Source organism: Thermocaproicibacter melissae, assembly GCF_024498295.1.
GTDB lineage: Bacteria > Bacillota > Clostridia > Oscillospirales > Acutalibacteraceae > Thermocaproicibacter > Thermocaproicibacter melissae.
In genome coordinates this window covers 1,379,656-1,402,374 of record NZ_CP101827.1, presented here as the reverse complement: position 1 = coordinate 1,402,374, position 22,719 = coordinate 1,379,656, and the positions used below count along the sequence as shown (strand labels likewise).

At 46.0% G+C, this 22,719-nt stretch carries 23 protein-coding genes; 13 read left to right on the top strand and 10 right to left on the bottom strand.

Annotation, left to right across the window (positions count from 1 at the left end; all coding sequences use genetic code 11):
* Window positions 1-133 precede the first annotated feature (133 nt).
* From NOG13_RS06920 to NOG13_RS06885, 8 genes are all read left to right on the top strand, one after another.
* Window positions 134-514, top strand: coding sequence for a hypothetical protein (locus NOG13_RS06920; RefSeq protein WP_283109843.1), 381 nt, complete (start codon window positions 134-136; stop codon window positions 512-514).
* Between the two features lie 2 nt (window positions 515-516).
* The gene (locus NOG13_RS06915) at window positions 517-1,314 is read left to right on the top strand and encodes a helix-turn-helix domain-containing protein (RefSeq protein WP_283109842.1); all 798 of its coding nucleotides are present in this window, start codon (window positions 517-519) and stop codon (window positions 1,312-1,314) included.
* A gap of 49 nt (window positions 1,315-1,363) precedes the next feature.
* Window positions 1,364-1,750: a hypothetical protein gene (locus NOG13_RS06910; RefSeq protein ID WP_283109841.1), complete on the top strand. Its 387-nt coding sequence runs from the start codon at window positions 1,364-1,366 to the stop codon at window positions 1,748-1,750.
* A gap of 93 nt (window positions 1,751-1,843) precedes the next feature.
* Window positions 1,844-2,659, top strand: coding sequence for a hypothetical protein (locus tag NOG13_RS06905; RefSeq protein WP_283109840.1), 816 nt, complete (start codon window positions 1,844-1,846; stop codon window positions 2,657-2,659).
* A 56-nt stretch (window positions 2,660-2,715) separates the two neighbouring features.
* Window positions 2,716-5,190 carry a DUF8195 domain-containing protein gene (locus tag NOG13_RS06900; protein ID WP_283109839.1) on the top strand — a complete coding sequence of 825 codons (2,475 nt, stop codon included), beginning with the start codon at window positions 2,716-2,718 and terminating at the stop codon, window positions 5,188-5,190.
* A 125-nt stretch (window positions 5,191-5,315) separates the two neighbouring features.
* Window positions 5,316-5,921 carry a hypothetical protein gene (locus tag NOG13_RS06895; RefSeq protein ID WP_283109838.1) on the top strand — a complete coding sequence of 202 codons (606 nt, stop codon included), beginning with the start codon at window positions 5,316-5,318 and terminating at the stop codon, window positions 5,919-5,921.
* Window positions 5,922-6,189: 268 nt separating this feature from the next.
* A complete protein-coding gene (locus tag NOG13_RS06890; protein WP_283109837.1) occupies window positions 6,190-6,435 on the top strand; it encodes a hypothetical protein in 246 nt (81 codons plus the stop codon).
* Window positions 6,432-6,881 (top strand): hypothetical protein, encoded by a 450-nt coding sequence (locus NOG13_RS06885; protein WP_283109836.1) that lies wholly within the window; start codon window positions 6,432-6,434, stop codon window positions 6,879-6,881. Before NOG13_RS06890 ends, NOG13_RS06885 begins: the two co-directional genes overlap by 4 nt.
* A 926-nt stretch (window positions 6,882-7,807) precedes the next feature.
* Here NOG13_RS06885 and NOG13_RS06880 read toward each other — a convergent pair.
* The 3 genes from NOG13_RS06880 to NOG13_RS06870 are packed head-to-tail and all read right to left on the bottom strand — an operon-like array spanning window position 7,808 to window position 9,940.
* On the bottom strand, window positions 7,808-8,545 hold the full coding sequence (locus tag NOG13_RS06880) for a PmeII family type II restriction endonuclease (RefSeq protein WP_283109835.1): 738 nt from the start codon (window positions 8,543-8,545) through the stop codon (window positions 7,808-7,810).
* Entirely contained in the window at window positions 8,532-9,731 is a 1,200-nt protein-coding gene (locus NOG13_RS06875; RefSeq protein ID WP_283109834.1) for a DNA cytosine methyltransferase, read from the bottom strand. Before NOG13_RS06875 ends, NOG13_RS06880 begins: the two co-directional genes overlap by 14 nt.
* A complete protein-coding gene (locus NOG13_RS06870) occupies window positions 9,731-9,940 on the bottom strand; it encodes a helix-turn-helix domain-containing protein (protein WP_283109833.1) in 210 nt (69 codons plus the stop codon). Before NOG13_RS06870 ends, NOG13_RS06875 begins: the two co-directional genes overlap by 1 nt.
* A gap of 297 nt (window positions 9,941-10,237) precedes the next feature.
* Here NOG13_RS06870 and NOG13_RS06865 point away from each other — a divergent pair, with 297 nt between their 5' ends.
* The 4 genes from NOG13_RS06865 to NOG13_RS06850 all read left to right on the top strand — a co-directional run bounded on the left by NOG13_RS06865 (window position 10,238) and on the right by NOG13_RS06850 (window position 11,772).
* Window positions 10,238-10,456, top strand: a complete 219-nt coding sequence (locus NOG13_RS06865) for a polysaccharide deacetylase family protein (RefSeq protein WP_283109832.1) — start codon at window positions 10,238-10,240, stop codon at window positions 10,454-10,456.
* 234 nt (window positions 10,457-10,690) lie between these two features.
* Window positions 10,691-10,882, top strand: a complete 192-nt coding sequence (locus tag NOG13_RS06860; protein WP_283109831.1) for an alpha/beta-type small acid-soluble spore protein — start codon at window positions 10,691-10,693, stop codon at window positions 10,880-10,882.
* Window positions 10,883-10,953: 71 nt separating this feature from the next.
* Window positions 10,954-11,493: a hypothetical protein gene (locus NOG13_RS06855; protein WP_283109830.1), complete on the top strand. Its 540-nt coding sequence runs from the start codon at window positions 10,954-10,956 to the stop codon at window positions 11,491-11,493.
* An 87-nt stretch (window positions 11,494-11,580) separates the two neighbouring features.
* Window positions 11,581-11,772, top strand: a complete 192-nt coding sequence (locus tag NOG13_RS06850; RefSeq protein ID WP_283109829.1) for an alpha/beta-type small acid-soluble spore protein — start codon at window positions 11,581-11,583, stop codon at window positions 11,770-11,772.
* Between the two features lie 80 nt (window positions 11,773-11,852).
* Here NOG13_RS06850 and NOG13_RS06845 read toward each other — a convergent pair whose 3' ends face one another.
* The 4 genes from NOG13_RS06845 to NOG13_RS06830 all read right to left on the bottom strand — a co-directional run bounded on the left by NOG13_RS06845 (window position 11,853) and on the right by NOG13_RS06830 (window position 16,520).
* Window positions 11,853-13,391 (bottom strand): ABC transporter substrate-binding protein, encoded by a 1,539-nt coding sequence (locus NOG13_RS06845; protein ID WP_283109828.1) that lies wholly within the window; start codon window positions 13,389-13,391, stop codon window positions 11,853-11,855.
* A 46-nt stretch (window positions 13,392-13,437) separates the two neighbouring features.
* Window positions 13,438-14,349: a carbohydrate ABC transporter permease gene (locus NOG13_RS06840; protein ID WP_283109827.1), complete on the bottom strand. Its 912-nt coding sequence runs from the start codon at window positions 14,347-14,349 to the stop codon at window positions 13,438-13,440.
* A gap of 51 nt (window positions 14,350-14,400) precedes the next feature.
* Window positions 14,401-15,408 (bottom strand): ABC transporter permease, encoded by a 1,008-nt coding sequence (locus NOG13_RS06835; protein WP_283109826.1) that lies wholly within the window; start codon window positions 15,406-15,408, stop codon window positions 14,401-14,403.
* 89 nt (window positions 15,409-15,497) lie between these two features.
* Entirely contained in the window at window positions 15,498-16,520 is a 1,023-nt protein-coding gene (locus tag NOG13_RS06830) for a LacI family DNA-binding transcriptional regulator (protein WP_283109825.1), read from the bottom strand.
* 438 nt (window positions 16,521-16,958) lie between these two features.
* Here NOG13_RS06830 and NOG13_RS06825 point away from each other — a divergent pair, with 438 nt between their 5' ends.
* On the top strand, window positions 16,959-19,394 hold the full coding sequence (locus tag NOG13_RS06825; protein WP_283109824.1) for a glycoside hydrolase family 94 protein: 2,436 nt from the start codon (window positions 16,959-16,961) through the stop codon (window positions 19,392-19,394).
* Between the two features lie 110 nt (window positions 19,395-19,504).
* On the opposite strand, the gene NOG13_RS06820 is transcribed toward NOG13_RS06825, so the two are convergent.
* From NOG13_RS06820 to gatA, 3 genes are all read right to left on the bottom strand, one after another.
* Window positions 19,505-19,774: a hypothetical protein gene (locus NOG13_RS06820; RefSeq protein WP_283109823.1), complete on the bottom strand. Its 270-nt coding sequence runs from the start codon at window positions 19,772-19,774 to the stop codon at window positions 19,505-19,507.
* Window positions 19,775-19,837: 63 nt separating this feature from the next.
* Window positions 19,838-21,256, bottom strand: coding sequence for an Asp-tRNA(Asn)/Glu-tRNA(Gln) amidotransferase subunit GatB (gene gatB, locus NOG13_RS06815; protein ID WP_283109822.1), 1,419 nt, complete (start codon window positions 21,254-21,256; stop codon window positions 19,838-19,840).
* Window positions 21,253-22,719, bottom strand: a complete 1,467-nt coding sequence (gene gatA, locus NOG13_RS06810) for an Asp-tRNA(Asn)/Glu-tRNA(Gln) amidotransferase subunit GatA (RefSeq protein ID WP_283109821.1) — start codon at window positions 22,717-22,719, stop codon at window positions 21,253-21,255. The genes gatB and gatA overlap by 4 nt, the downstream gene beginning before the upstream one ends.

Genomic DNA, 22,719 nt, shown 5'->3' with positions numbered 1-22,719 from the left:
GCGCAGGAAAAAGCTGAAATGGGAAAAAAGGACGCTTAACAAGCAAGGTTCAGGACGTTTAAACTCCGAAAGTGGGACAAGCCGGCAACGGTTTATTAATCATTGCTTGCGTGAACAAGGAAAGGTGATATAAATGCCGACGAAATCTAATAATTACAGTTCTGCGCCGACTTCCATAGCTCGGGATAAGAATTTGTCGCTAAAAGCAAAAGGGTTGTATCTGTTGATAAAATGCTGCTTAAGAGATCCCGAGTTCGATTTTATGCACTTCAAAATGGCATTAGCGGCTGAATGCAAAGAGGGAAGTAAGGCATTTGAATCAGCTTGGAGAGAACTGAAAGAGGCAGGATATCTAAAGCAGTTTCGCACTCCGTATTACGAAGGCGCAGGCTTTCATTATGCGTATAAAATTTTGACTCATGCGGATAAATCTACTTCATCACTTCAAACATTCAAAAGCCTGAGCAAAAGTTATTCGCTAAAACAAATGGCTGAACAGGAAAGCATGGAGTAGATATGGCAAAGGAAGAAAAACGTAGTTATTACGCCGTTATACCGGCGAACGTGAGATATGATAAGAGCCTTTCGGCGAACGCGAAATTGCTCTACGGAGAAATATCCGCTTTGTGTAACGAAAAAGGATATTGCTGGTCTACCAACAAGTACTTTGCTGATTTATTTGGAGTATCGCAGACGAGTATTTCCAAATGGATTTCGTCGCTTGTCAGCAAGAATTATGTTTATGTCAAGATAGTCTACCGCGAGGGTACAAAAGAGATTTTGGAAAGGCGCATGAGCATAGTAAAAGAATCTCTTGAGGAAATTCAAAGTACCCCCCCTCTTGAAAAAAAGTTAAATACCCCTCTTGAAGAAAAGTTAAATACCCCTCTTGAAGAAAAGTTAAAGGAGAATAATAAAGAGACTAATATTACAGTTATTAATAAGTCAGTCAGTCAGTTTAAAGAGATAGGGGAGACAGACGAACTGACGGATGAAATTAGAGAGAGACTGAAAAAGCAAATTGATTACGATTATTTCGAGGAAAATTACCCCGAAGATCTCTCGGGGGTAGATGCGCTGATAGATTGCATGGCCGAAATGCTGACAGCTCCCTATACGAAGATTAACGGTATCAAGCTGCCTCGGTCAATACTGGAATCGTACATAAGGAAAACGGATTCCGAGCTTTTGAGGGAGTTTCTCGAGCATATGCGCGGAAAAAAGATGCGTGATATTAAAAACATCGGCGCATACTGGCAGTCTGCTTTTATAAATTTCATCAAGGAATCGGAGCTCGTAAGGCTCACAATTTAGAGAATCAAATGGAGCCAATGAGTAACTGAGGAAATGAAGGGAATAGGAAATGATTTTACCTGCTGATGTTTATTACAGGGTTGTCAACATAGCGCAGAGCTATTACATTTTGCTTGACCGTTTGAAGGAGTATAAGAATTCCGTATTGTACGAGACACACCGTAGCGACGGTCAGCCGCGCGGTAATCGAATAAGCAATCCAACGGCGGATAAGGCAGAGAAAAAAAGCGCGAGACAAGCAGAATGCGAACGTAAAATCAAAGCAATAGAGCGAGCTTGGAATGTCTTAGGGCCGCGCTACAAGGAATTCATTAGGCTGCATTATTTCGAGCACAGGAAATTGGAAAGTATAGATTTACCCATGACACCACAGGAAAAAAAGGACGTGAGCACGTTCTTTTTAACCAAACTGGCGATGAATTTACATGAGATATAACATCGAGGTGAGAAAAATGGCTGTTGCAAAATATGACAGTTCTTGACAAATTCTGGGGCAAGCCATACGATGGAAACATTAGGAGGCATCGTTATGAAAAAGGTTGTATTAACGCTAAAGGCTAAGAAAACTGCAATTATTACCGGTATAGCTGTTGTCTGTGTTGGTGTGTTGTCTTTCGTCCTGCTGCAGCAAGCTGATGTGAAATCAGAAAAATTGTATACAGCATCGTCCACAGCCAGTACTGCTGAAAGCTCTTCTGCTAATTCGTCCAGTTTGGATTCTTCGGAAACTTCTTCTGCTCTTTCTTATTTGCAAAACACAGTTGTTTCCAGTGCGTCCGAACGCAGTAACGGTTCAGAAGTTTGCTCCAGTACTTCCGAAAAGAAAGTTAACAGTTCCAGCACGGAATCCGTTTCCGGCAGTCCCAAAGCAGCTGCAGCTTCTAATTTCACAAATACGAGCACAAAGAAAGACAACAGCGCCACCTCGGCTAAATCAGGCACAAAGAAAGCAAGCAACACTACTTCTGCAAAATCGAGCACAAAAGCTGCCGGTAGTGCCACTTCAAACGACAATCCAGAAAAGACATACAACCTAATATCGGCATACGATATTGCAAAAAATGATACACCTTACAACATTGAAGCCGATAAGCAGGCAATTATCGCATACGGTGAATCGAGGGGCTTGCACTACAACCCGGATTTGAGACCTGAAAACTCCTCTTGGGCTGGCAGAGATGATTTACTCATTGACGATGCCAGTGATGCCGACATCATTGAGGGCTGCAAAGCCGATATCGATGGGATGATCCGCTTAGGTTATGCTGGCGCGGATTTCAACCCATACTTTGAGAAAAAGTCAGATAAAATAAACGATTATTACTCCTATGTTCTCTATCGATAAACTGGCAGAGGGGCAGCATTCTGCCCCTTTTCTTTACGCTGAAAGGAGATTGTAAATTGAAAAAGAGACTTCATAAGGCTATAGCCTGTATGTTTTGTATGCTCCTTACTTTGCAGGCAGGCTTTTTTCATGTAAATGTATCTGCGGAAAGCCGAACAATATCTATGTATTACGATGGGTTCAAGTGGAAGAATAATTACACCTTTACAAATCCCGTCAACGGCAAAGTTATGACTTTCCGTGCTGGCGAAGATATTACGAGGTTATGGTTCAAATCATTAAATACACCAGCATACTGTGTGGAACCGGGGGCATCTATTGCTTATGGAACAACATATAGCACGGGAGATTCAACATATTGGAACCGTATCCCAAGAGATAAGCGGTATGGAATTAATCTGGCATTACTATATGGATATCCCAATAACAACATCTATGAACACGCACTAGAAGGCGTTGCGATAACTCAAATTGTCGTATGGGAATATATTCTTGGCTATCGCGACCCCTATACCGGCGAGTGCACGAACCATTCACTAATCAATAATTTGTCAGTCCCAAGTGCATATCAAAACAGCTATATGGACGCATATAGAGCGCTGGATAACTCCCTTTTACAGGCCAGAAAAATACCATCATTTGTTTCATACCGAGCAGAAACCGCACCAACCTATACGCTGAAATATAACGCCAACACTGGTGCATACGAGACAACCTTACATGACACAAACTCCATCGCTACACTCGAACAAACGTCTTTTTCCGCTAATGGGATAACATTTACCAAAATAGATAACAAAACACTCAAAATCTCTACTAAGCACATCATCGATAAAACGGCTCCGGTAAATGTTAGCTGCACTAAAAATATTCCTCAACATTCCAAACAAGGAGCAATTGTTATATGGTCTGCACCCGATGCTCAAAACATATTGACGGGAAGTAATCCACCAGACCCTATTTCAGCATTCATGCGCTTACAGACAGAATCAACTGGCAATTTAACAATACGTAAACAATCAGAAGATGAAATTGTGTCCGGTATCACGTTCACCGTCTCCGGCAATGGGATAACCAGGCAGGGCACTACAAATGCCTCAGGGCTGCTTACTATAACCGGTCTTCCGGTTGGAACATATACGGTACAAGAAAGCAGCATTCCAGCCAGGTATAATCAATTATCTTCTCAAGCGGTGTCAGTACGACCGGGGCAAACGACGACGGTTAATTTTAATAACACGCTCAAAAAAGGCCGCGTGAAGTTTGTAAAGAAGGATAGCTATTCTGGCGGATACCTTTCCGGTGCTGTTTACCGGATATTTAAGTCTGATGGAACCCGTGTGGCAGATGTTACTTCAGATGCGGGCCAATGGATTTATAGCCCCTACCTTACATACGGTAACTACTACATTGAAGAAGTACAAGCCCCAACCGGCTTTGCTCTTGACAGCAGTAAACATTCATTCTCGGTATCGCAAAGTGAGCAAGTAATTCCCCTTACGCTTGAAGATCATCCTTTATCCGACGTGTATCCAACTTTTGTTGAGCCGAATGCAACATATCGAAGCGGAACGGAGATAATTGCAAGTTATCTTATCCATAACAACAGCTATGCTGAACATACTCCTGACAAACCTCTGACCGTACACTTTACGGCAAGTAGCACCTTAAATGGAGTCACAACGAACATTACCACTCAGCAGAACAAAGTGGTTGTACCACGGAGTAATCAAAACCTCACTTGGTTCAAGGTTAAAATTCCAGAGGGTGCTTCAAAAGTCACATTCGTCTGCACAATAGATACTCCATCCGGTGTCGTGGAATCAAACATGAATAACAACACTGATAAGCAAGATATTACTGTATCTGCACCAGACAACTCACAAACGCCAAACACAAAGTTTGAAAATGCTCCAAACTATTTTGTAAGGCCGAATGATAACGCCGAAGTGCTGACCGGCAACTATGCTTCCAATGTGACACCAGATGCAGTATGGCAACAGTGGGTTTATGAAAATGGTACATGGAGCATAAAGACGTATGGAATGACGCTTACCGCAGACCAGCAGATTGTTCCCGATATTAACGCATTCTCTAGCTTTCAGTCCAACGGCTTCTGGCACATGAAATCTGGGTATGGGTTGAGCATTACAGCCATTTCAAAAGTGTCCCGATACGGCAGCGCGATTCTCCCTGATTCAAGCGCGTATGTGCTACCTCAGAGCGGCAACGCTTATTTTCCCGAATTCGGGTATGAACTTGCCGATGGCAAATATAGAACTCTGCAACTCACTGCTGCAAACAAGTTGGAATTCGTAGAGAATCCATATTCCATTACTATAACCGGAGAACACGACGGGCGGCGTATTCACTACACTCCTCTATGGTATCCGGACGGGAATTACACCGTAAAGACTTACTTGTACGATTGCTGGACGCCTGCCGGAATGATAAGCCTGCAAAGCACTTTGAAGCCTATCGTAATTGGCGGCGATCTTTACGATGACTGGTACATCAGTCATCTGCCATGACTGGTACGTAGAACATAAATAACTAATCATCAGGGACAAGTCGGATATCTTGTCCGACTTGTCCCCTAACTGTTTTCAGCTATTGAGGCACATTGGGAAAGATGGAAATAAGGAGGAAGTCATAGATGAGAACATCAGTTGAAGACACGTTAGACTTTAAACTTACGAAAGCACAAAAGAAACTTGTGGAAGACAATTTCAAGGTGATTGGCTATGTATATCGGAGAATTAAACGTTCCTATTTAATTGCTGTAAGCTACGACGAAATATTTGGCGATGCAGCGATTGGTCTCTGTAGGGCTGCAAAATACTTCGACGAAAAGCGTCACAATGAGGGCAATTTTTTCCCGTTAGCTTATCGCTCCGTCCAATTTGCCGTGTTCAATTCGGTTAAAAAGAGCAAAAAATATTATCATAATACGACAAGCCTAAACGAACCTATCTTCTCAGAATTTGGAGATGATGAAGAGAAAGAACTTGGTTCAATCATCCCCGCACCAGATGATTGGGAATCGCTCGAATATAAGATATTAGTTGAATCAATATTCCAGCGAGTCGAGTGCATTTTATCAGATGGAGAGAAGAAAATCTTTAGACCTTGGCTGAACGGGGTAGAGTACCAAGACATTGCTAAAAAACTTAGAATCACACCATATTCAGTAATGGCCATGGAGCTTAGCATACAGGAAAAATGCAGAGCTGCATTTAGAGCTGATGAAATTTTTTCATAACTTTATCCGATGAAACTACAGAAAAAAGGCTTCAAAAGCATACGGAATGCATACGGAATTCATGTGCTAAAACATACGGAATTGTAAATAATTCTGTACCCATTGATTCGTCAGGCTTTGCCTGACTCCCCACGCAAAGTGGGGACAGAATCCCCTTATGCTCTTTACCCCTAAGAGGGCGCGCCACAGCGCAGCCCCCTTTCGGGGTAAAACCGTCAATCCCCTTGCAGGGCCTCATAATGAGAAACGAAAGGAACAGGATGAAAACATGGAAGTAAAAATTCGCGGTGTTGACCCGGCGGCAGTCAAGAAAATTGACGAGCTTGCAAAGAAACAGAGTATCTCCCGCAACCAGTTTCTCGCCGCATTAATCAACAATTATGCCGCACTTGAGGAATTCAAAAGTTACCAAGGTCAGTATGAAACCGTAATCAAACAATGCCTGCAAGTGATTCAACAGAACAGTCATACCGAGGAAAGGGTATTAAGATATTTGGAGGATAAACGACAGTGAAACAGAGAAAAGAATTCCTCTTAGATAAATCAACAATCGCGTATCTTGAAAAGTATCGCGATGAACATCATCTTCAAACAATGACCGCCGCACTAACGAAAATCATTGACGAGCATCGCCACCGGAATGATATTGATACGACCGAAATTATCATCCAGCATATTGCAAAAAGGGTAGGCGAGCTGTTGGACGATAAGCTGACACGAATCCGTCTCGGTGTCAATAATGCTGACCGAAACAGTGACATCATTATCATGCTCCTGAATACCCTACTCGGATATCAGGAGCTCACGTCACTCATTACGGAGGATACTCCGCAGCTCAAAAGAGCAAAGGAAATTGAAAAGGAACGCATCGAAAACTTCAGGGAAAAGAAGCTCGACCGGGAAACAAAAAAGGCGAATAAGACGCCGGAAATTATTCCGGATGAATTGATTATGGAGTAATAAGTGGAAAAATATTTTATCTGTGCTGTAATAGCAATTATTACAACAATTGACATAAGAAACGTCTTTGACTATAATAAAATTAGTGGATAGCAAAGGCTATCTGCTGTCGCTTACCGGCTGCGACAAATAAATGTTCGGCTCGACAAATGTTTCTCCGCTTACTGGTATGCGGAGTTCAAACAAATTGCCAGGCTCAAATTTTGAGGCCGCCCTATCTTTGGATAGGGCCTCGCTTATTAAGAGCACCTCTTAATCGCTCTTGTTGCTTTGTGAATTATTCTGGTTTATCCCAAATTCGTCAAAATTAGTTTCCAAATGTTGTTGACCTAAAACAGCCCGTGAGTATAATAGTAATGGTAGAGTGACTCTACCGGTGGACTGACACCTAAAATCCGAAACTATTGCCGGACGAATGTGCCGGTGGTTGGCAGGCAACAGAAAAACCTGTGTTCTTTCCGGACGAATGTGCCGGGTGTTGGCGGACAACAGAAAAATCAGCCATTAAGGGGAAACAATAGCACTGCAGTGTTGTTGTTTCCCCTTTGAATTAAAAACCATTGACATAAAATAGCTAATGCGTATAATATAAATGGTGTGTTAAGCACCAACGAAGAATACGCCTACCGAGCGGCGTAATAAATTGCCGGTTCGAACGAATACGCCTACCGAGCGGCGTGATAAATTGCCGGTTCGAGTGAATACGCCTACCGAGCGGCATGACAAATTGCCGGTTTGAAGAAACAATTAATGAAAGGTGCGCCACAGCCCTTAAGTGTGGCCCTTAATGATTCAGAGGGGACAACGGTTTTCGCCGTTGTCCCTTTGCTTTGTGAAGATAAAAATGAAATTGGATTTTTGCATTGCAGCCGTCCTTAGGTATGAATTGCACATTGACTTTCTTAGTGCTGCGTGCTTTTTTGCGTTTAGTCTGAACCGGAATTGAATTTTACGAGCTTCTCCCAATCAATATTTCCGTCTTCCAAACAAAACTCAGCAGTAAACTCTTTAACAAGTCTATTTGCTGCCCTCTGATAGGCTGCATCAAAGTCTTCAACATATTTTTCGGGCAGCTTATCCATCATATGGATGAGCTTTATGTAAAACTGGTTGTCGCCGGTAAGTTCAGTCCAAAAATCTTGTCCGGCAAGTTCCTGATAAAACTTGGGTCGTGCTTTTGTTGATGGCCTTTTCTTTCCGTAGCCATAGCCAATAATAGGTACAAAACGTTTTTTTGCCTGCTGAGCAAGCTTGCTCGCAGCCATAAAGTTCTGCTCTTGCTTTTTCCTGCTATCAGCATTGAATACACTCGTTCCCGATTTAACGGCGATTGCATAGATTGTATTTTCACGCTCTACCATGATGTCGACACCCTCGGCTAATGCTTTTTGCCCTTGTGCTGCTACCGTTGCAATACGCTCAAAGAAAACATTACCGAAGATGGTTTCTTCAGAAGAAGACACAAACGCCGCCAAGATGGCATCCACAATCTGCGCAGCACCATTCATGGACTTTGCACGAAAGAGGTATGGATTCTTACGTTTCATCACTGATTTGATGTTTAATGAGTCAACCTTAGCAATCAATGACGAATAGAAATCATCAAGCGCTGTTGCAATCGCCTGTGTAATAGCCTCTGTGTTGTAAGTCTCATTTATTGGCATGACCGTACCCCATTTCTATAGCACACTTTATCCTGTTATGAACGTCCGTACCTCTGGTTCTCTTTGTTTTGATTATGAAATTATTATCAGCAACAGAAATAATAGCTTCACCCAAAGCCTTGGCTAATCCGACAGGAACTGCGTTCCCAATCTGCCTATACTTGGCTGTTGTCGTACCTGTAAAAATCCAGTTAGGAGGAAACTGCTGAATTCGAGCATACTCCATAACGCTCAGTGGACGGTTTTGTGTCGGATGACAAAGCATAGTTGCCTTCTGAACGGGGGAAGTAACCAATGTCGGTGAAGGTTGGTCATATGACAATCTACGATAGAAACCAACTTTTCCACCGCCGGAATGAAAAGCACCGCCCATAGCTTTCTCAATAAGATCAGGTGGCAAATTACGCCAATTTCCGCCCTGGGGAACAAGCTTTAGAAAACGTAAACGGTCTTCGCTAAAGTAACCACATTCACCGGGATTGTTTTCTAAATCAGATATTGCATTCCATAAAGTAACCCATTTGTACTTAGAATTTTGATGAAGCTGGAAATGTGTAGGCACAGGTAAGAAAATATCTTCATTGTCCCTGCTTCCTATCAAAACAAAACGTTCACGGAATTGAGGAACACCATAATTTACGGCATCCAGAAGTCCATATACTGTTTTATAGCCAAGTTTTTTAAACTCCGCCAATATCACTTCAAGAACAGATCCGATATGCCCCTCTGCTGTCTCATCTATTCCATTTGTGTCAACGTCAGCAGAATTCTTTAATCGGGCAGACATAAGGCCTTTTACGTTCTCCATGATGAAGAACCTAGGCCGGATGTAATTAATCATTCGAATAAAGTCCATAAATAAGCTTCCTCGTGGATCATTAATCCCGAGACGTTTGCCGGCAGTGGAGAACGGCTGGCATGGCGGACCACCACAGATGAGAAATGGTTCTCCTCTCGTTAAGCCGGAAAGTTGTAACAATTCTTCAGGCTGAATTTTTCGAATATCTCCACACAGAACCTTGTATCCATTAGCTTTCATCGTTGCAACGCAGTCAGCGTTATTATCTTGTCCAATTTTGATATTTAAACCTGCTTGCATTAGCCCAATATCTAATCCCATTGCTCCCGAAAAGAGAGAGATTACATCTCTATTTTCTGAATCGCGTTTCACGTTGTAGTCTCCCATCAAATTTTCTCTCCATCCTGCAAGACAAAATAACGTTCGAATTTACATCCGACCGCCTCAGCGATTGTTTCCAATTCCGAAATTGTAAAGCTCTCTCGTTTCATCCGAGCATTTAGATTTTGAGGCGTGGTGCCTACACGCCTTGCCAACTCAGCAACGCTGATGTTGGAACGTACACACAGAACCTTAATCTGCTCTGACACCGTCATATTCTCACCTTGAAACAATCAATTTCAACTAATAAATTATAAACTCTGGAATTGATATCGTCAACACAGTCCCTATGGCTTCTTTTAATCCATGAAAGGCTTGCGTGGGGAGACGTCTTTTTGTTCCAATCTATAGAATTCAGTGGTATAATGTAGAAAACACTGCGGGAGATTAACGAAATTATTATAACGAAATATTATAGAAACGAAATATTATATAAATATTATATTATTTATATATCTAACGATGATTCCCTCGATTGGAAAGATCCAACGCCGCAGCAGATCTCATCTCGCGTGATTTCTAAGGTGAAGCCCGGTTCCATCATTCTGATGCACAATGGGGCAAAGAATACACCGCAGGCCTTGCCGACCATCCTTCAGACACTGCAATCGCAGGGCTATCAATTTGTAAGGATTTCCGAGCTTATCTACAAAGACAACTACACGATCGACAACGCGGGCAAGCAGATTCCAAATCAATCAGCAGCCCAAAAGAGTTCATCGGCAGAGTAAATTACAAGTTCCAATCGCCTAATCATAAAATTACTTCATTGACAAAAAAGTGCTTGATTCATCTTTGAGTATGAGAAAACTGCCGCACAGCGAGCCATGAGCCTGCTGTGCGGCGTTTCCATAAAAAGAATCTATTTGGAAAATTTATGCACTAATATTCCGAAAATATGAGCGCAATCTATTATCGCAGACGCTAATTTAGTGTTATACGGTATAAGGAGTGTGTATAAATTTATGGCAAGTAATCAGCATGTAGTGCCGGAAGCTCGCGCGGCACTCGATAAGTTTAAGATGGAAGCTGCATCTGAAGTTGGCGTTAACCTGAAGCAAGGTTACAACGGCGACCTTACCGCGAAACAGGCTGGTTCTATCGGCGGTCAGATGGTTAAAAAGATGATTGAGCAGTACGAAAACGGCATGAAATAAGGCTTTCGAGACAAATAAGTGCCGTGCGAATCCGGCACGGCACTTCCTTTTGAGAAAGTTTGTGATTTTCAGTGACAAATGTTCTGCTTTGCGGTGATCCCACGGATACATCAATTACGGATGCGTTGATCCCTGCGCTGGCAACCTACGGAGGGGTATGTTACTTCCGTTCAGGTGTTGCGGAGCAGTACGGCGAAAACGGTCATTTTTGTTTATTGGAGAGCGTGGAAGTTCCGAAAATCACCTTGCCGCGCGGGATTCTTGTTTTGAAGGACAAGCTGAGCGCAACTGCTTTCGCACAGGTGCCTGACGATTTTGTTTGCGTAATCGGTTCCGGCAACAAGCAGGCGGCGCAGATGCTTTGCAGAAGCAAGGCAGCCGTTGTAACATGCGGAACTGGAATGACGGACACGCTGAGTCTTGCGGGCATTGATTCCTCCAGCGCGTGTGTCAGCCTTCAAAGAAATCTGATTACCTTACAGGGGAACCTAATTGAGCCGCTCGATTTCAGTGTGAATCTAAGTCAGCAAAGAACGCCACAGCAAATCTTGTTTGCCAGCGCCGTGCTGCTTCTTGCGGGAGTGGACGCTGAACTAGGCTATGTAATCTGAAAAAATTTCCGCTTATAATCAAATCTGAAGCAAGCACAATAATAGAGCAAACGCAAAAAGGGAAATTGAAAAGGAGTGTTTCGTTTTATGTCTAGAAACAACCATGTTGTTCCGGAAGCGCGTGCAGCTCTTGAAAAGTTCAAAATGGAGGCTGCTTCCGAAGTTGGCGTAAACCTGAAGCAGGGATACAATGGTGACCTCACCTCTAAGCAGGCAGGTTCTATCGGTGGCCAGATGGTCAAGAAAATGATTCAAAGCTACGAAGACAGCATGAAATAAATCTGGCACTGAAGTAAAATAATAAAAAGCGCCCCGTACTTTACCGTACGGGGCGCCTCTTTTCGGCTATTTGTGGTTATTTAGGATTTGCCGTTTGCTTTTCTCCATGCGTCATACTGAGCCTGGACATCAGCAATCAGTTCATCGATACCGCACTGCTTAAACTCTTGTTTCATCTTTGCCACTGTAGCGTCAACATCCTTGGCAGTTCCGTAGAACAGCTGCGGATAATACTTGTTGACAACACCCTGGCAGTTTGAGTATTGAGTCTTCATCTTGGAGTTGTCATAGACAAAGCCAAGGTCATCAAGAACTTTAGCGCTGTCGTTGTAGGCTTTGATTTCATCATAGAGAGTCGGGGACTGAGTATCCATGAGGTAGTTGATAAACTCGTTGCCCATGATCCAGCCACCGGCAGACTGGAAGTCAGAATCCTTCTTCAGGGTGATGATCTTCTTGCCGTTCTCATTGGACTTAACTACGTAGTCTTGCCCTTCAATACCGAAGGTCATCATGTTGATCAGTTTCTCGTCTGTGTAAAGCATGGCGATAAACTGGAATGCTTCATCCGGATGCTTGGAGGATGCCGGAATTGCGAGCATGGCGCCCGTAGTCTCACGGTTTGTCTTTTCAACCGGAGTAATGTCAATCTGAGTCAGGTCAAGGCCCAGAGAAGCAGACTCTGTAACAGCTTTACCAGGCATCAGAGACCATGTACCGCAGAAGTATTTACCGGTCTTCATTTCTTCTTCTTGGCCTTTGACGGTCAGAACGTCTTTGCTGAAGTAACCTTTGTCGTGATAGACCTTCATCTTCTTATACAGTTCAATGCTCTTATCTGCGGTGAACTGGTTGACGACGGTCTTTTCGTCATTCGGGTCAAATGCAAACGGGGCAGAATCGGCATCGATCGTATCCCAGTCAAGCAGTTTGAACGGGTGATCCATGCCCTGGCAGCAGAGAGGAATATATCCGTCCTTCTTTGCCTGATCGAAATACTTCTCCATGTCTTCCAAACTCTTGATGGACTTCGGGTCAATGCCCAGTTTCTCCATCTCTTTGGTCTGGACGAGGAAACCCCAGTTGTGAGCCTTTTCCTTGTTGGTCGGCATGCCGTAATACTTGCCGTTTACTTTTGTGCCGTCAAGGAAGTCTTTGCCGATAATGTCGATAACATCCTTGTACTTGGGATCTTCGACATACTTGGTGATGTCGGTGAATTCACCCTTTGTGCAGTGCGCAATGTAGCCAGGATCAATCCAGTTTGCCGTGTTGACGATATCCAATTCCTGGCCGGTCGAAAGCATTGTTGCGGACTTTGTCTTCAAATCATCCCAGCTGTAAGTTTCCCAGGAGATTTGAAGACCGGTGTTTTGCTCCTTTAGGTAGTCGTTGACAGCCTTCTGGACGCGGTCAAGACCCTGAATGGTTTTATCGCCCGTCATAATCTTCAGGGTAACCGTTTCCTTTGGAGCGGCAGAGGACTCAGCTGCTGCAGAAGATGTTTCACCTCCTGCTGACGATGTCGTCTCGGTCTGCTTCTGGCATCCTGCAAGGGACAGCGGGAGAACCGTAGCCAGTGCCAGTGCAAGACTCAGAATTTTTTTACCACTGTGCATAAATTTTGCCTCCTCAAAAACTTTTTTACTAACCGATTTCTCGGGGTTAGCCTTTTACAGCGCCGATAATTAAGCCTTTTACAAAGAATTTGCGGAAGAACGGGTAGGTAAACACCACAGGTCCCACGCCAATGACGGCAAGTGCCATTCGGCAACCTTCACTCGGCAGATTGCGCCTTGCCTCCGGAGGAACATTGGTGTTGGAAAGAATCTGGTCAATGCCGTTAAGCAAGGAATACATATAGTACTGAATTGTGTACAAATGATGGTTGTTAATGAAAATCAAAGAGAGATAGTAATCGTTCCAAAACTTTACCATACAGAATAGGAAAATCGTTGCGAGACCTGCTTTGCAAAGCGGAAGCGCAATGCTGAAGAAGGTGCGGAACTCACCGGCACCGTCAATTCTTGCAGCTTCAATTAATTCTTCCGGGATGGACTGCTTCATAAAGGTACGCATGATGATGATCCACCAAGCGTTTACAAGATAGGGGATAATCAGAACAAGCAGCGTATCGCTAATCTTCAGGAACTGCGCGTAAATAAATACCCATGGAACAAGTCCGCCGCCGAAGATTGTGGTAAAGAATGCGAAAAACGCAAAACCGTTTTTGTGTCTAAAGTTACTTCGGGAAAGAGGGTAGGCGTACAAGGTGATTACCGCTGTGGCCGCAAAGGAACCAACGGTAGTAACAAGGATGGAATTGCCGTAACAGCGAAGGATATCTTTCCAGGCTTTAAAAACGTACTGATAGGATTCCGTACTGAATTGTGCCGGCCAAAACTGATAACCATTCGCCAACAACGCCTTTTCCGAAGTGAAGGAAACCATTACAACAAGAACCATCGGGGCGATAAAGAGAACGCAGATTATGATGAACAATAAATTGATCAGTGCATTTGAAGTCGCCGAAACTCGGTTAAATACATATCTCTTTTTTACTGCTGAATGACCCATTTCCCGGCCTCCTAAATTGATAATTTAATTTGTAAAGTACTTGCTGCCGAATCAGAACAACGCGGAATCCGGGTCAACTTTTCTGACGGCTAAGTTGCTGAGGAACACCACTACGCAGCCGACAACCGCCTGATAGGTGCATGCTGCGGATGACATACCGATGTCGTGAATCTGTTGCAGCTGATTGTAGACGAATGTGTCAAGGATGCTTGTGGTCGGGTAAAGCTGAGACACGTTTTTCGGCACGTTATAGAACAAGTCGAAGTCGCCGTTGAAAATGCGTCCAACTGCAAGCAGTGTCAAGATAACTGCGGTTGTTTTCAGCATCGGCAGGGTAACGTAACGTGCCTGCTGCCACTTTGTGGCTCCGTCCAAAGCCGCCGCTTCGTAATATTCGCTTCCGATTCCGGCGATGGACGCGATAAAGATAATCATGTTATAACCGGTGTAGTGCCATAAGTGGAAGAAAATGATAATTGCCGGCCAGTGCGAAGGCTCTGTATAGTAGTCAACGCTCTCCACTCCGAAAAGCGGTAGAATATTTGCGTCAAAGAAGCCGGAATTGCAGAAAAAGGCGTATGCAATGTAACTAACAGCAATCCAGGAAATAAAGAACGGGAAGAACATCAACGTCTGATATGTATTGGCTCTCTTTTGATTCCACATTTCCGACATCAGAATCGCGAGCGTAATCGGAACAATCAGGTCAAGCGCCATAAAAACAATGTTGTAGACAACTGTATTGATGGTTGCCGTCAGCGCGTCCGGCGAACGGAATAAGAACTCGAAGTTTTTCCATCCAATATTTTCACTGGAAAAGAGGCTTCCGAAAAAGCCTTTTTCTACGTCGTAGCGGTATTCCTTGAAAGGAATTAGCACACCGATCATCGGCAGGTAGTTGTTGATGATCAGGACGATAACACCCGGCAAAAGCATGAGATAAAAAGCCGCGTTGCGTTTCATTTCTTTGATGAATTTTGAACGCCTTTTGACATTTGGGGAATTCAATGCACCGGGACTTTTTTCTGCCTGGGCAATTGCTGCTTGGTCTGTTGGCATTCTGCAACTCTCCTTTTGCTCAATTATTCGTGTATTCGTGACAATCACAGGAGTCTTTTCTCAGAATTGTGTCATTCTGTATCAAGTCTTCAGTCTGGTAAGATGCGTTTCACAGACTGCCCTTCGAGAAGATGGCCTTCGATTGTAACGGTTTCGGTAATTGTTGTAAGCGGGTTCTCAATTTGCTCAATCAGCCGCTTTGCCGCTTCGGTTCCCATACGCTCTGTGTCCTGCTGGATGGTGGTGAGCTTCGGACGAAGCATTTGAGAAAGAGGAATGCCGTCGTATCCGGCAATAGAGATGTCCTCGGGGATCCGGAGCCCTGCAGCTTCAATCGCTTCAATTCCTCCGAGTGCCGCGTAATCGTCCGGCATGATGATGCAGGTCGGGCGATTCGGAAGAGCCAGAAGCTTCTTGACGGCAGCTTTGGTGGAAGCAATGTCGTGGTAAGCGGAAAGAACAAGATATTCCGGTGGAAGAGGACATCCGAGTTCTTTCATGGTGTGGCAGAAACTTGTGAGCCGCTGCTCGGTTACAGTAGATTTTTTGCCGTGGACATAGGCGATTTTGCGATGCCCCATACTGTATATGTAACGGACTAATTCATTCATACCCGCAACGTTTGCAGAATTAATGCTTGTGTGGCCATTGAAAACATGGTCGATTGTCACAACCGGAATTGGGCTGTTGATAAGTTCAAGAACTTCCGGATTCTGAAAGTCTACGCACGCGATGCAGACACCATCGAAATTGCGGTATTTACAGTGCTCCAGATACGTGATTGAGCGAGCGTTCATATCCATGTTGTGGCTGATGAACGTAATATCGTAGGAATTTTTCTCTGCTTCGACCTTGAAGGCATCAAGGACTGCTGCGAAATATTCCTGCTTTAAACCGCTGTGCGCCTCGTCAGCAAAAAGAACGCCAATGTTGTAGGTTCGATTTGTTTTCAGAGCCCTTGCCATGGAATTCGGAAGGTAACCGCACTCCTCGGCGGCTTTGAGAACTTTTTGCTTGGTTTCACGGCTGATATCGGTATATCCATTGAGAGCTTTGCTGATTGTTGAAACGGATAGTCCACATTTTGCAGCGATATCTTTGATGTTTGCCATGTTGTTCCTCCAATGTTCTAAACCGTTTTCGCATTTGTAGTATAATACATCATTCACAAAAAATCAATAGGAAAATTAAAAATACTTGATTGAATATATGAACTAACGAAAAATAAATGCCCAACTACTAGTTTCTCATAGAAAATAGATACCCAATACTGTGTATATTTGGAAAAAAGACGAAAACATTTTAGAAAATTAATTGATCAGGTGATATTTCTTGAATTTGTAGTAAAACAGAAACTCAACTCCGTAAAAAAGAAAATAGTACTAATTAGTGCACGAAATAAGGCAAATATTGCTGTAACAATTCACAAATCTAAATTTGATACTTGATTTTGAACGAATTTCACTTTACACTAATGCATAGCGATTTTATTTGAAAACGATTTCGATAATATTTCCACATGCACATATAAAAGTGAAGGAGTCAATTTTATGAAGTATGGGCATTTTGACGACGAACGGAAAGAGTATGTGATTACACGGCCCGACACGCCCTACCCTTGGATCAACTACTTGGGATGCGAGAATTTTTTTGGTTTGATATCGAACACTTCGGGCGGCTACTGCTTCTATCGCGACGCACGGCTGATGCGCCTGACTCGCTATCGCTATAATAACGTGCCGATTGATGGTGGCGGGCGTTACTTCTATCTTTCCGACGGTTCGGCTGTATGGAATACAGGATGGGCACCGGTCAAGACGAAACTTGACCATTATGAGTGCCGTCATGGCCTTGGCTATACAATCATCACATCGGAAAAGAACGAAGTGAGGGCAGTTCAGACCTCGCTTGTGCCGCTGGGAGCGGACTGCGAACTGCATCGGATTCAGCTGAAAAACAATTCGGGTAAGAAAAAGAAATTAAAGCTTTTCTCATTCGTCGAGTTCTGCCTGTGGAACGCGCTGGACGATATGACGAACTTCCAGCGCAATTACAGCACAGGCGAAGTAGAGGTTGTCGGAAGCACCATCTACCATAAAACCGAATACCGTGAACGCAGAAATCACTTTGCTGTTTTCAGCGTCAACGCAAAGATTGACGGATTTGACACAGACCGCGAATCCTTCATGGGGCTTTACAACGGCTTTGACCACCCGCAGGCGGTCTTTGAGGGCAAACCCCGCAATTCGATGGCGAGCGGCTGGTCACCGATCGGATCGCATTACATTGAGGTTGAACTGGACCCCGGCGAAACAAAGAGCTACATATTCGTGCTTGGTTACTGCGAAAACCCGAACGATAAAAAATGGGAAGCACCGAACGTCATCAACAAAGAGCCTGCAAACCGCCTGCTGAGCCGTTTCCAGACGGACGAACAGTTTGACAGTGCGTTTGAACAGCTCAAAAAGCACTGGGAGGACCTCCTTTCCAAATTCCACCTCAAGAGCGGCGACGAAAGACTGAACCGCATGGTGAACATTTGGAATCAGTACCAGTGCATGGTTACGTTCAATATGTCACGCTCCGCTTCGTTCTTTGAATCGGGAATCGGGCGCGGAATGGGATTCCGTGACTCCACACAGGATTTGCTCGGCTTTGTGCACTTGATTCCGGCACGGTCGAGGGAGCGAATCCTCGACATCGCCGCGACGCAGATGCCGGACGGCAGCGCCTACCACCAGTATCAGCCTCTAACAAAGCGCGGCAACCTTGACATCGGTAGCGGATTCAACGACGACCCGCTGTGGCTTATTTTCGCCGTGAATGCCTACCTGCGTGAAACGGGAGACTGGTCGATTCTCGACGAGCCGGTTCCGTTTGACAACGGAAATGTACCTGCGGCTCCGCTGATGGATCACCTGAAATGTTCGTTTGAGCATGTTCTCAATAATCTCGGGCCGCACGGCCTGCCTCTCATCGGGCGCGCGGACTGGAACGACTGCCTGAACCTGAACTGCTACTCCACCGTTCCGGGTGAATCCTTCCAAACCTGCACCAATATCGAGAGCAGGGTTGCGGAGTCAGTTTTCATCGCCGGAATGTTCGTGTTCATCGGACCGGCTTATGCGGAAATCTGCCGCAGAAAGGGTAGAAACAGCGATGCCGAGAAAGCCGAAGCGGAAGTTCAGCGCATGAAGGAAACCGTTGAAAAATACGGTTGGGACGGCGACTGGTTCCTCCGCGCCTATGACGCGCACGGTGAGAAAGTCGGTTCCAATGAGTGCGACGAAGGGAAAATCTTTATCGAACCGCAGGGCTTCTGCGTGATGGCCGGCATCGGCAAAGAGGACGGAAAAGCCGCCCGTGCGCTGGAGTCGGTTCATAAACTCATGGACTCCAAATACGGCATCGTGCTGAACTGGCCGTCTTACACGTCTTACCGCCTCAACCTCGGCGAGATTTCCTCCTATCCGCCCGGGTATAAGGAAAACGGCGGAATCTTCTGCCACAATAACCCGTGGATTTCCATAGCGGAAACCGTACTCGGCCACGGCGACAGAGCTTTTGAAGTGTACCGCAAGACCTGCCCGGCTTATCTGGAAGAGGTCAGCGATATTCATCGCACCGAGCCTTACGTCTACTCACAGATGATTGCGGGACCGGATTCCGTGCATTTCGGTGAGGCAAAAAATTCGTGGCTCACCGGCACGGCTGCGTGGTCGTTCTACGATATTTCCCAGTACATTCTCGGCATCCGTCCGCAGTTTGACGGCCTTGAAGTGAACCCATGCATTCCGTCCGCAATGAAGAACTTTACCGTGGAGCGCCGCTTCCGCGGAGCCGATTACGTCATTGAGGTTGACAACTCGGCAGGCGTGCAGTGCGGTGTAAAATCTGTGGCGGTTGACGGAAAAACTATAAAAGGAAATATCCTACCTGTATTTTCTGATAATAATAAACATATTGTAAAAGTTGTTATGGGATGATTTTGCAGGGGATATGCACATTCAGGGGAACTGACGGTTATCGTTGATTTACCAACGAAAAAGGCCTCGAAAGCATTGGCTTCCGAGGCCTTTTTCGTATATGATTCAAGCTACTTTTTCAGCTTGCGGTGAACGGTGAAAAAACAAACCGCAGAAAGAATGAGAGCGACTACGGCAACGGTCAGGTTCGGGTTCGCATAGGAGGCACTTATCCTTACGGGGAAAATGCCGAGCATTTTTGAGGAACCTTCACGCAGGATTTCTTTTATGTGTGCATTGGCGTAACAGTAAATCACAATCTGGTTTACGCCGAGAAGCAGTGAAAGCACGCCGAGAACAATCAGTCTTATGCGTGCGGACCTGCGTTTTTCCGGTGTCATTGATTTTCCTCCATTACACTGTGTCAAGTGCTGAAATTCCTTTGAAGTTCTTCAGCCTTTCCTCTAGTTTGACATAATCTCGGCCAGAATCTTTTCTGCTTCCTGCGGGTTCGCGCGGCCGCGCGTCGCCTTCATTACGGCGCCGAGCACGGCTTTCAGCGCTTTCTCCTTGCCGGCGCGATAGTCTTTTACGGCGTTGGGGTTATCGGCGGCAGCCTGCTCGCAAATCTTCCGCAGTTCGTCCGGGGAAATGCCGGCGAGGTCCTTTTCACTCAGGAATTCCGAGGCGGGCTTGCCGGTGTCGAGCATTTTTTCGAGGGTGGATTTGAGAAGATTCATGCGAATCTTGCCCTCGTCGAGCAGCTTTACAAGCGCGTTTAGGTTCTCTGCGGAAACGGGAACGTTGAAATCCGCTTTTTCTGCCTCCGTAGCCAAGCGGGCAAAAATCGGACCGGTGATGCAGTTGGCAACGGTGCGCGGATTCTTGATGCCGGCAGCAGCCTTTTCAAAATAGTCGGCAATTCGGCGGTGCTCAAGAATCAGTTTGGCGTCCGCTTCTGGCAAGCCGTAATCCTTTACAAAGCGATTATAACGCACCTGGAGGTCTTCCGGCATGCGGGCCTTTATTTCTTCGAGCATTTCCGGAGTGACGCGAATCGCTACAAGGTCCGGTTCACGGAAATAGCGGTAGTCATTCGCGTCTTCCTTGCCGCGCATTTCTTCGGTGCAGCCTGTGCTCTCATCGTAGCGGCGGGTTTCCTGAACGACTTCTTCGCCGCTTTCGAGCAGGTCAATCTGGCGCTCCATCTCGTATTCCATGGCCTTAATCATGTGGGAGAAGGAGTTCATGTTCTTGATTTCCGTGCGGGTGCCGAATTTGTCGGAACCAGCGGGGCGAACGGAGATGTTGACGTCGCAGCGAAGGGAGCCTTCCTGCATTTTGCAGTCCGAAACGCCGATGTAGCGCATGATGGTCTGGAGCTTTTCGAGGTATTCCACAGCCTCGTCGATGCTGCGGATATCCGGTTCCGAGACAATTTCAATCAGCGGCACGCCGCCGCGATTATAATCGACCAGCGTGTTGCCGCGCTCATGGACGAGCTTTCCCGCATCTTCTTCAATGTGGATGCGGGCAAGACGGATTTTTCTTCCGTTTGAAAGCTCAACATAGCCGTTTCGGCAAAGCGGCTGGTCATATTCGGAAATCTGGTACGCCTTCGGCAAGTCCGGGTAAACGTAGTTTTTGCGGTCCATCTTTGCGTCGGGGTTGATTTCGCAGTGCGTTGCAAGCCCCGCCATGACGGCATATTCCACCACAGCCTTATTGAGCTTCGGCAGGGTGCCGGGCAGGCCGATGCAGATGGGGCAGCAGTGGGTGTTCGGTTCGCCGCCGAACTCTGTTGTGCAGGAGCAGAATATCTTAGTTTTCGTGGCAAGCTCCACGTGTGTTTCAAGGCCGCACACAAGTTCCCAGTTCTTCACAGCGAAACCCCCATTTCCACAGGACGGAAGACAGTTTCTCTTGCCGCCTGTTCATATTGCGCAGCGACGTTCAGCAGGGTCGCTTCCGAGAATTTCGGGCCGAGCAGCTGCATGCCTACGGGCATTCCGTCGTCGCCGAAACCGCACGGAACGCTGATTCCCGGCAGGCCGGCGATGTTGGCCGGAACGGTGCAGATGTCGGTTTGATACGTTTCAACCGGGTCTTTCGCGGCATAGTGCTCGGGGAAAGCCGTCATCGGCACGGTCGGCGCGAGAATGACGTCGCATTTCTCAAAAGTAAGGTCAAATGCCTTTACAATCGCGCCGCGCAGATTCTGCGCCTTCTTGTAGTAGGCGTCGTAATATCCCGCGCTCAGAACATAGGTACCCAATAGGATTCGGCGCTTGACTTCTTTGCCGAACCCTTCGCTGCGCGTTTTGCAAACCATGTCGTTGCGGTCCGTGTAATGTTCGGTCTGGTAACCGTAGCGGATTCCGTCGTAACGGCCGAGGTTGGAAGATGCTTCGGCGCAGGCGAGAATGTAGTAGACTGGCAGGCAGTAATGAATAGAAGGCATGCTCAGTTCCACAAATTCCGCGCCGAGTGAACGGAACACTTCCACTGCATTTTGCAGTGCTTTTTCTACATCTGGGCGCACGCCTTCAAAGTATTCTTTCACGATGCCGATTTTTTTGCCGCGGATATCCTTTCCAAGGGAAGAAACCGTCGGTTCTTTCTGTCCACTGCTGGTGGAGTCCATCGGGTCCTGCGCGGAAATTGCGTCGTAAACAAGAGCGGCGTCTTCCACACTCAGCGTAATCGGCCCAATTTGGTCAAAGCTCGAAGCGTAGGCAATCAGCCCGTAGCGTGAAACGGCACCGTAAGTCGGTTTTAAGCCGACAATGCCGCAGAAGCTCGCGGGCTGGCGGATGGAGCCGCCGGTATCGGAACCAAGTCCGAAGGCAGCAAGATTCGCGCCTACCGCGGAAGCCACGCCGCCGCTGCTGCCGCCCGCCACGCGGGTGGTATCATGCGGGTTTTTAGCCCCGCCGAAGCAAGACGTTTCACAGGAAGAACCCATCGCGAATTCGTCCATGTTTGTTTTGCCGAGCAGCACAGCGTTCTGTTTCTTCAGAAGACTCCAGACGGTTGCATCGTAAATCGGCACATAACCCTTCAGAATCTTCGAGCAACAGGTCGTTTCGATGTCTTTTGTCGAGATGTTGTCTTTTAGCGTCATCGGAATGCCTTCAAGCAGACCGATGGATTCCCCGGCGGCGATTTTCGCATCGACACGCGCGGCGGTTTCAAGCGCCGCTTCGGGGGTAATTTTTACATAAGCGTTTAAGGACGCATTGTCTCTTTCAATTGCGTCCAGATATTGTTTTGTCAGTTCCGTGCAGCTGATTTTCTTTTCCGCCATCAGGCTGTGCAGCTGCGCGATTTTTCCGTATTTACCCAT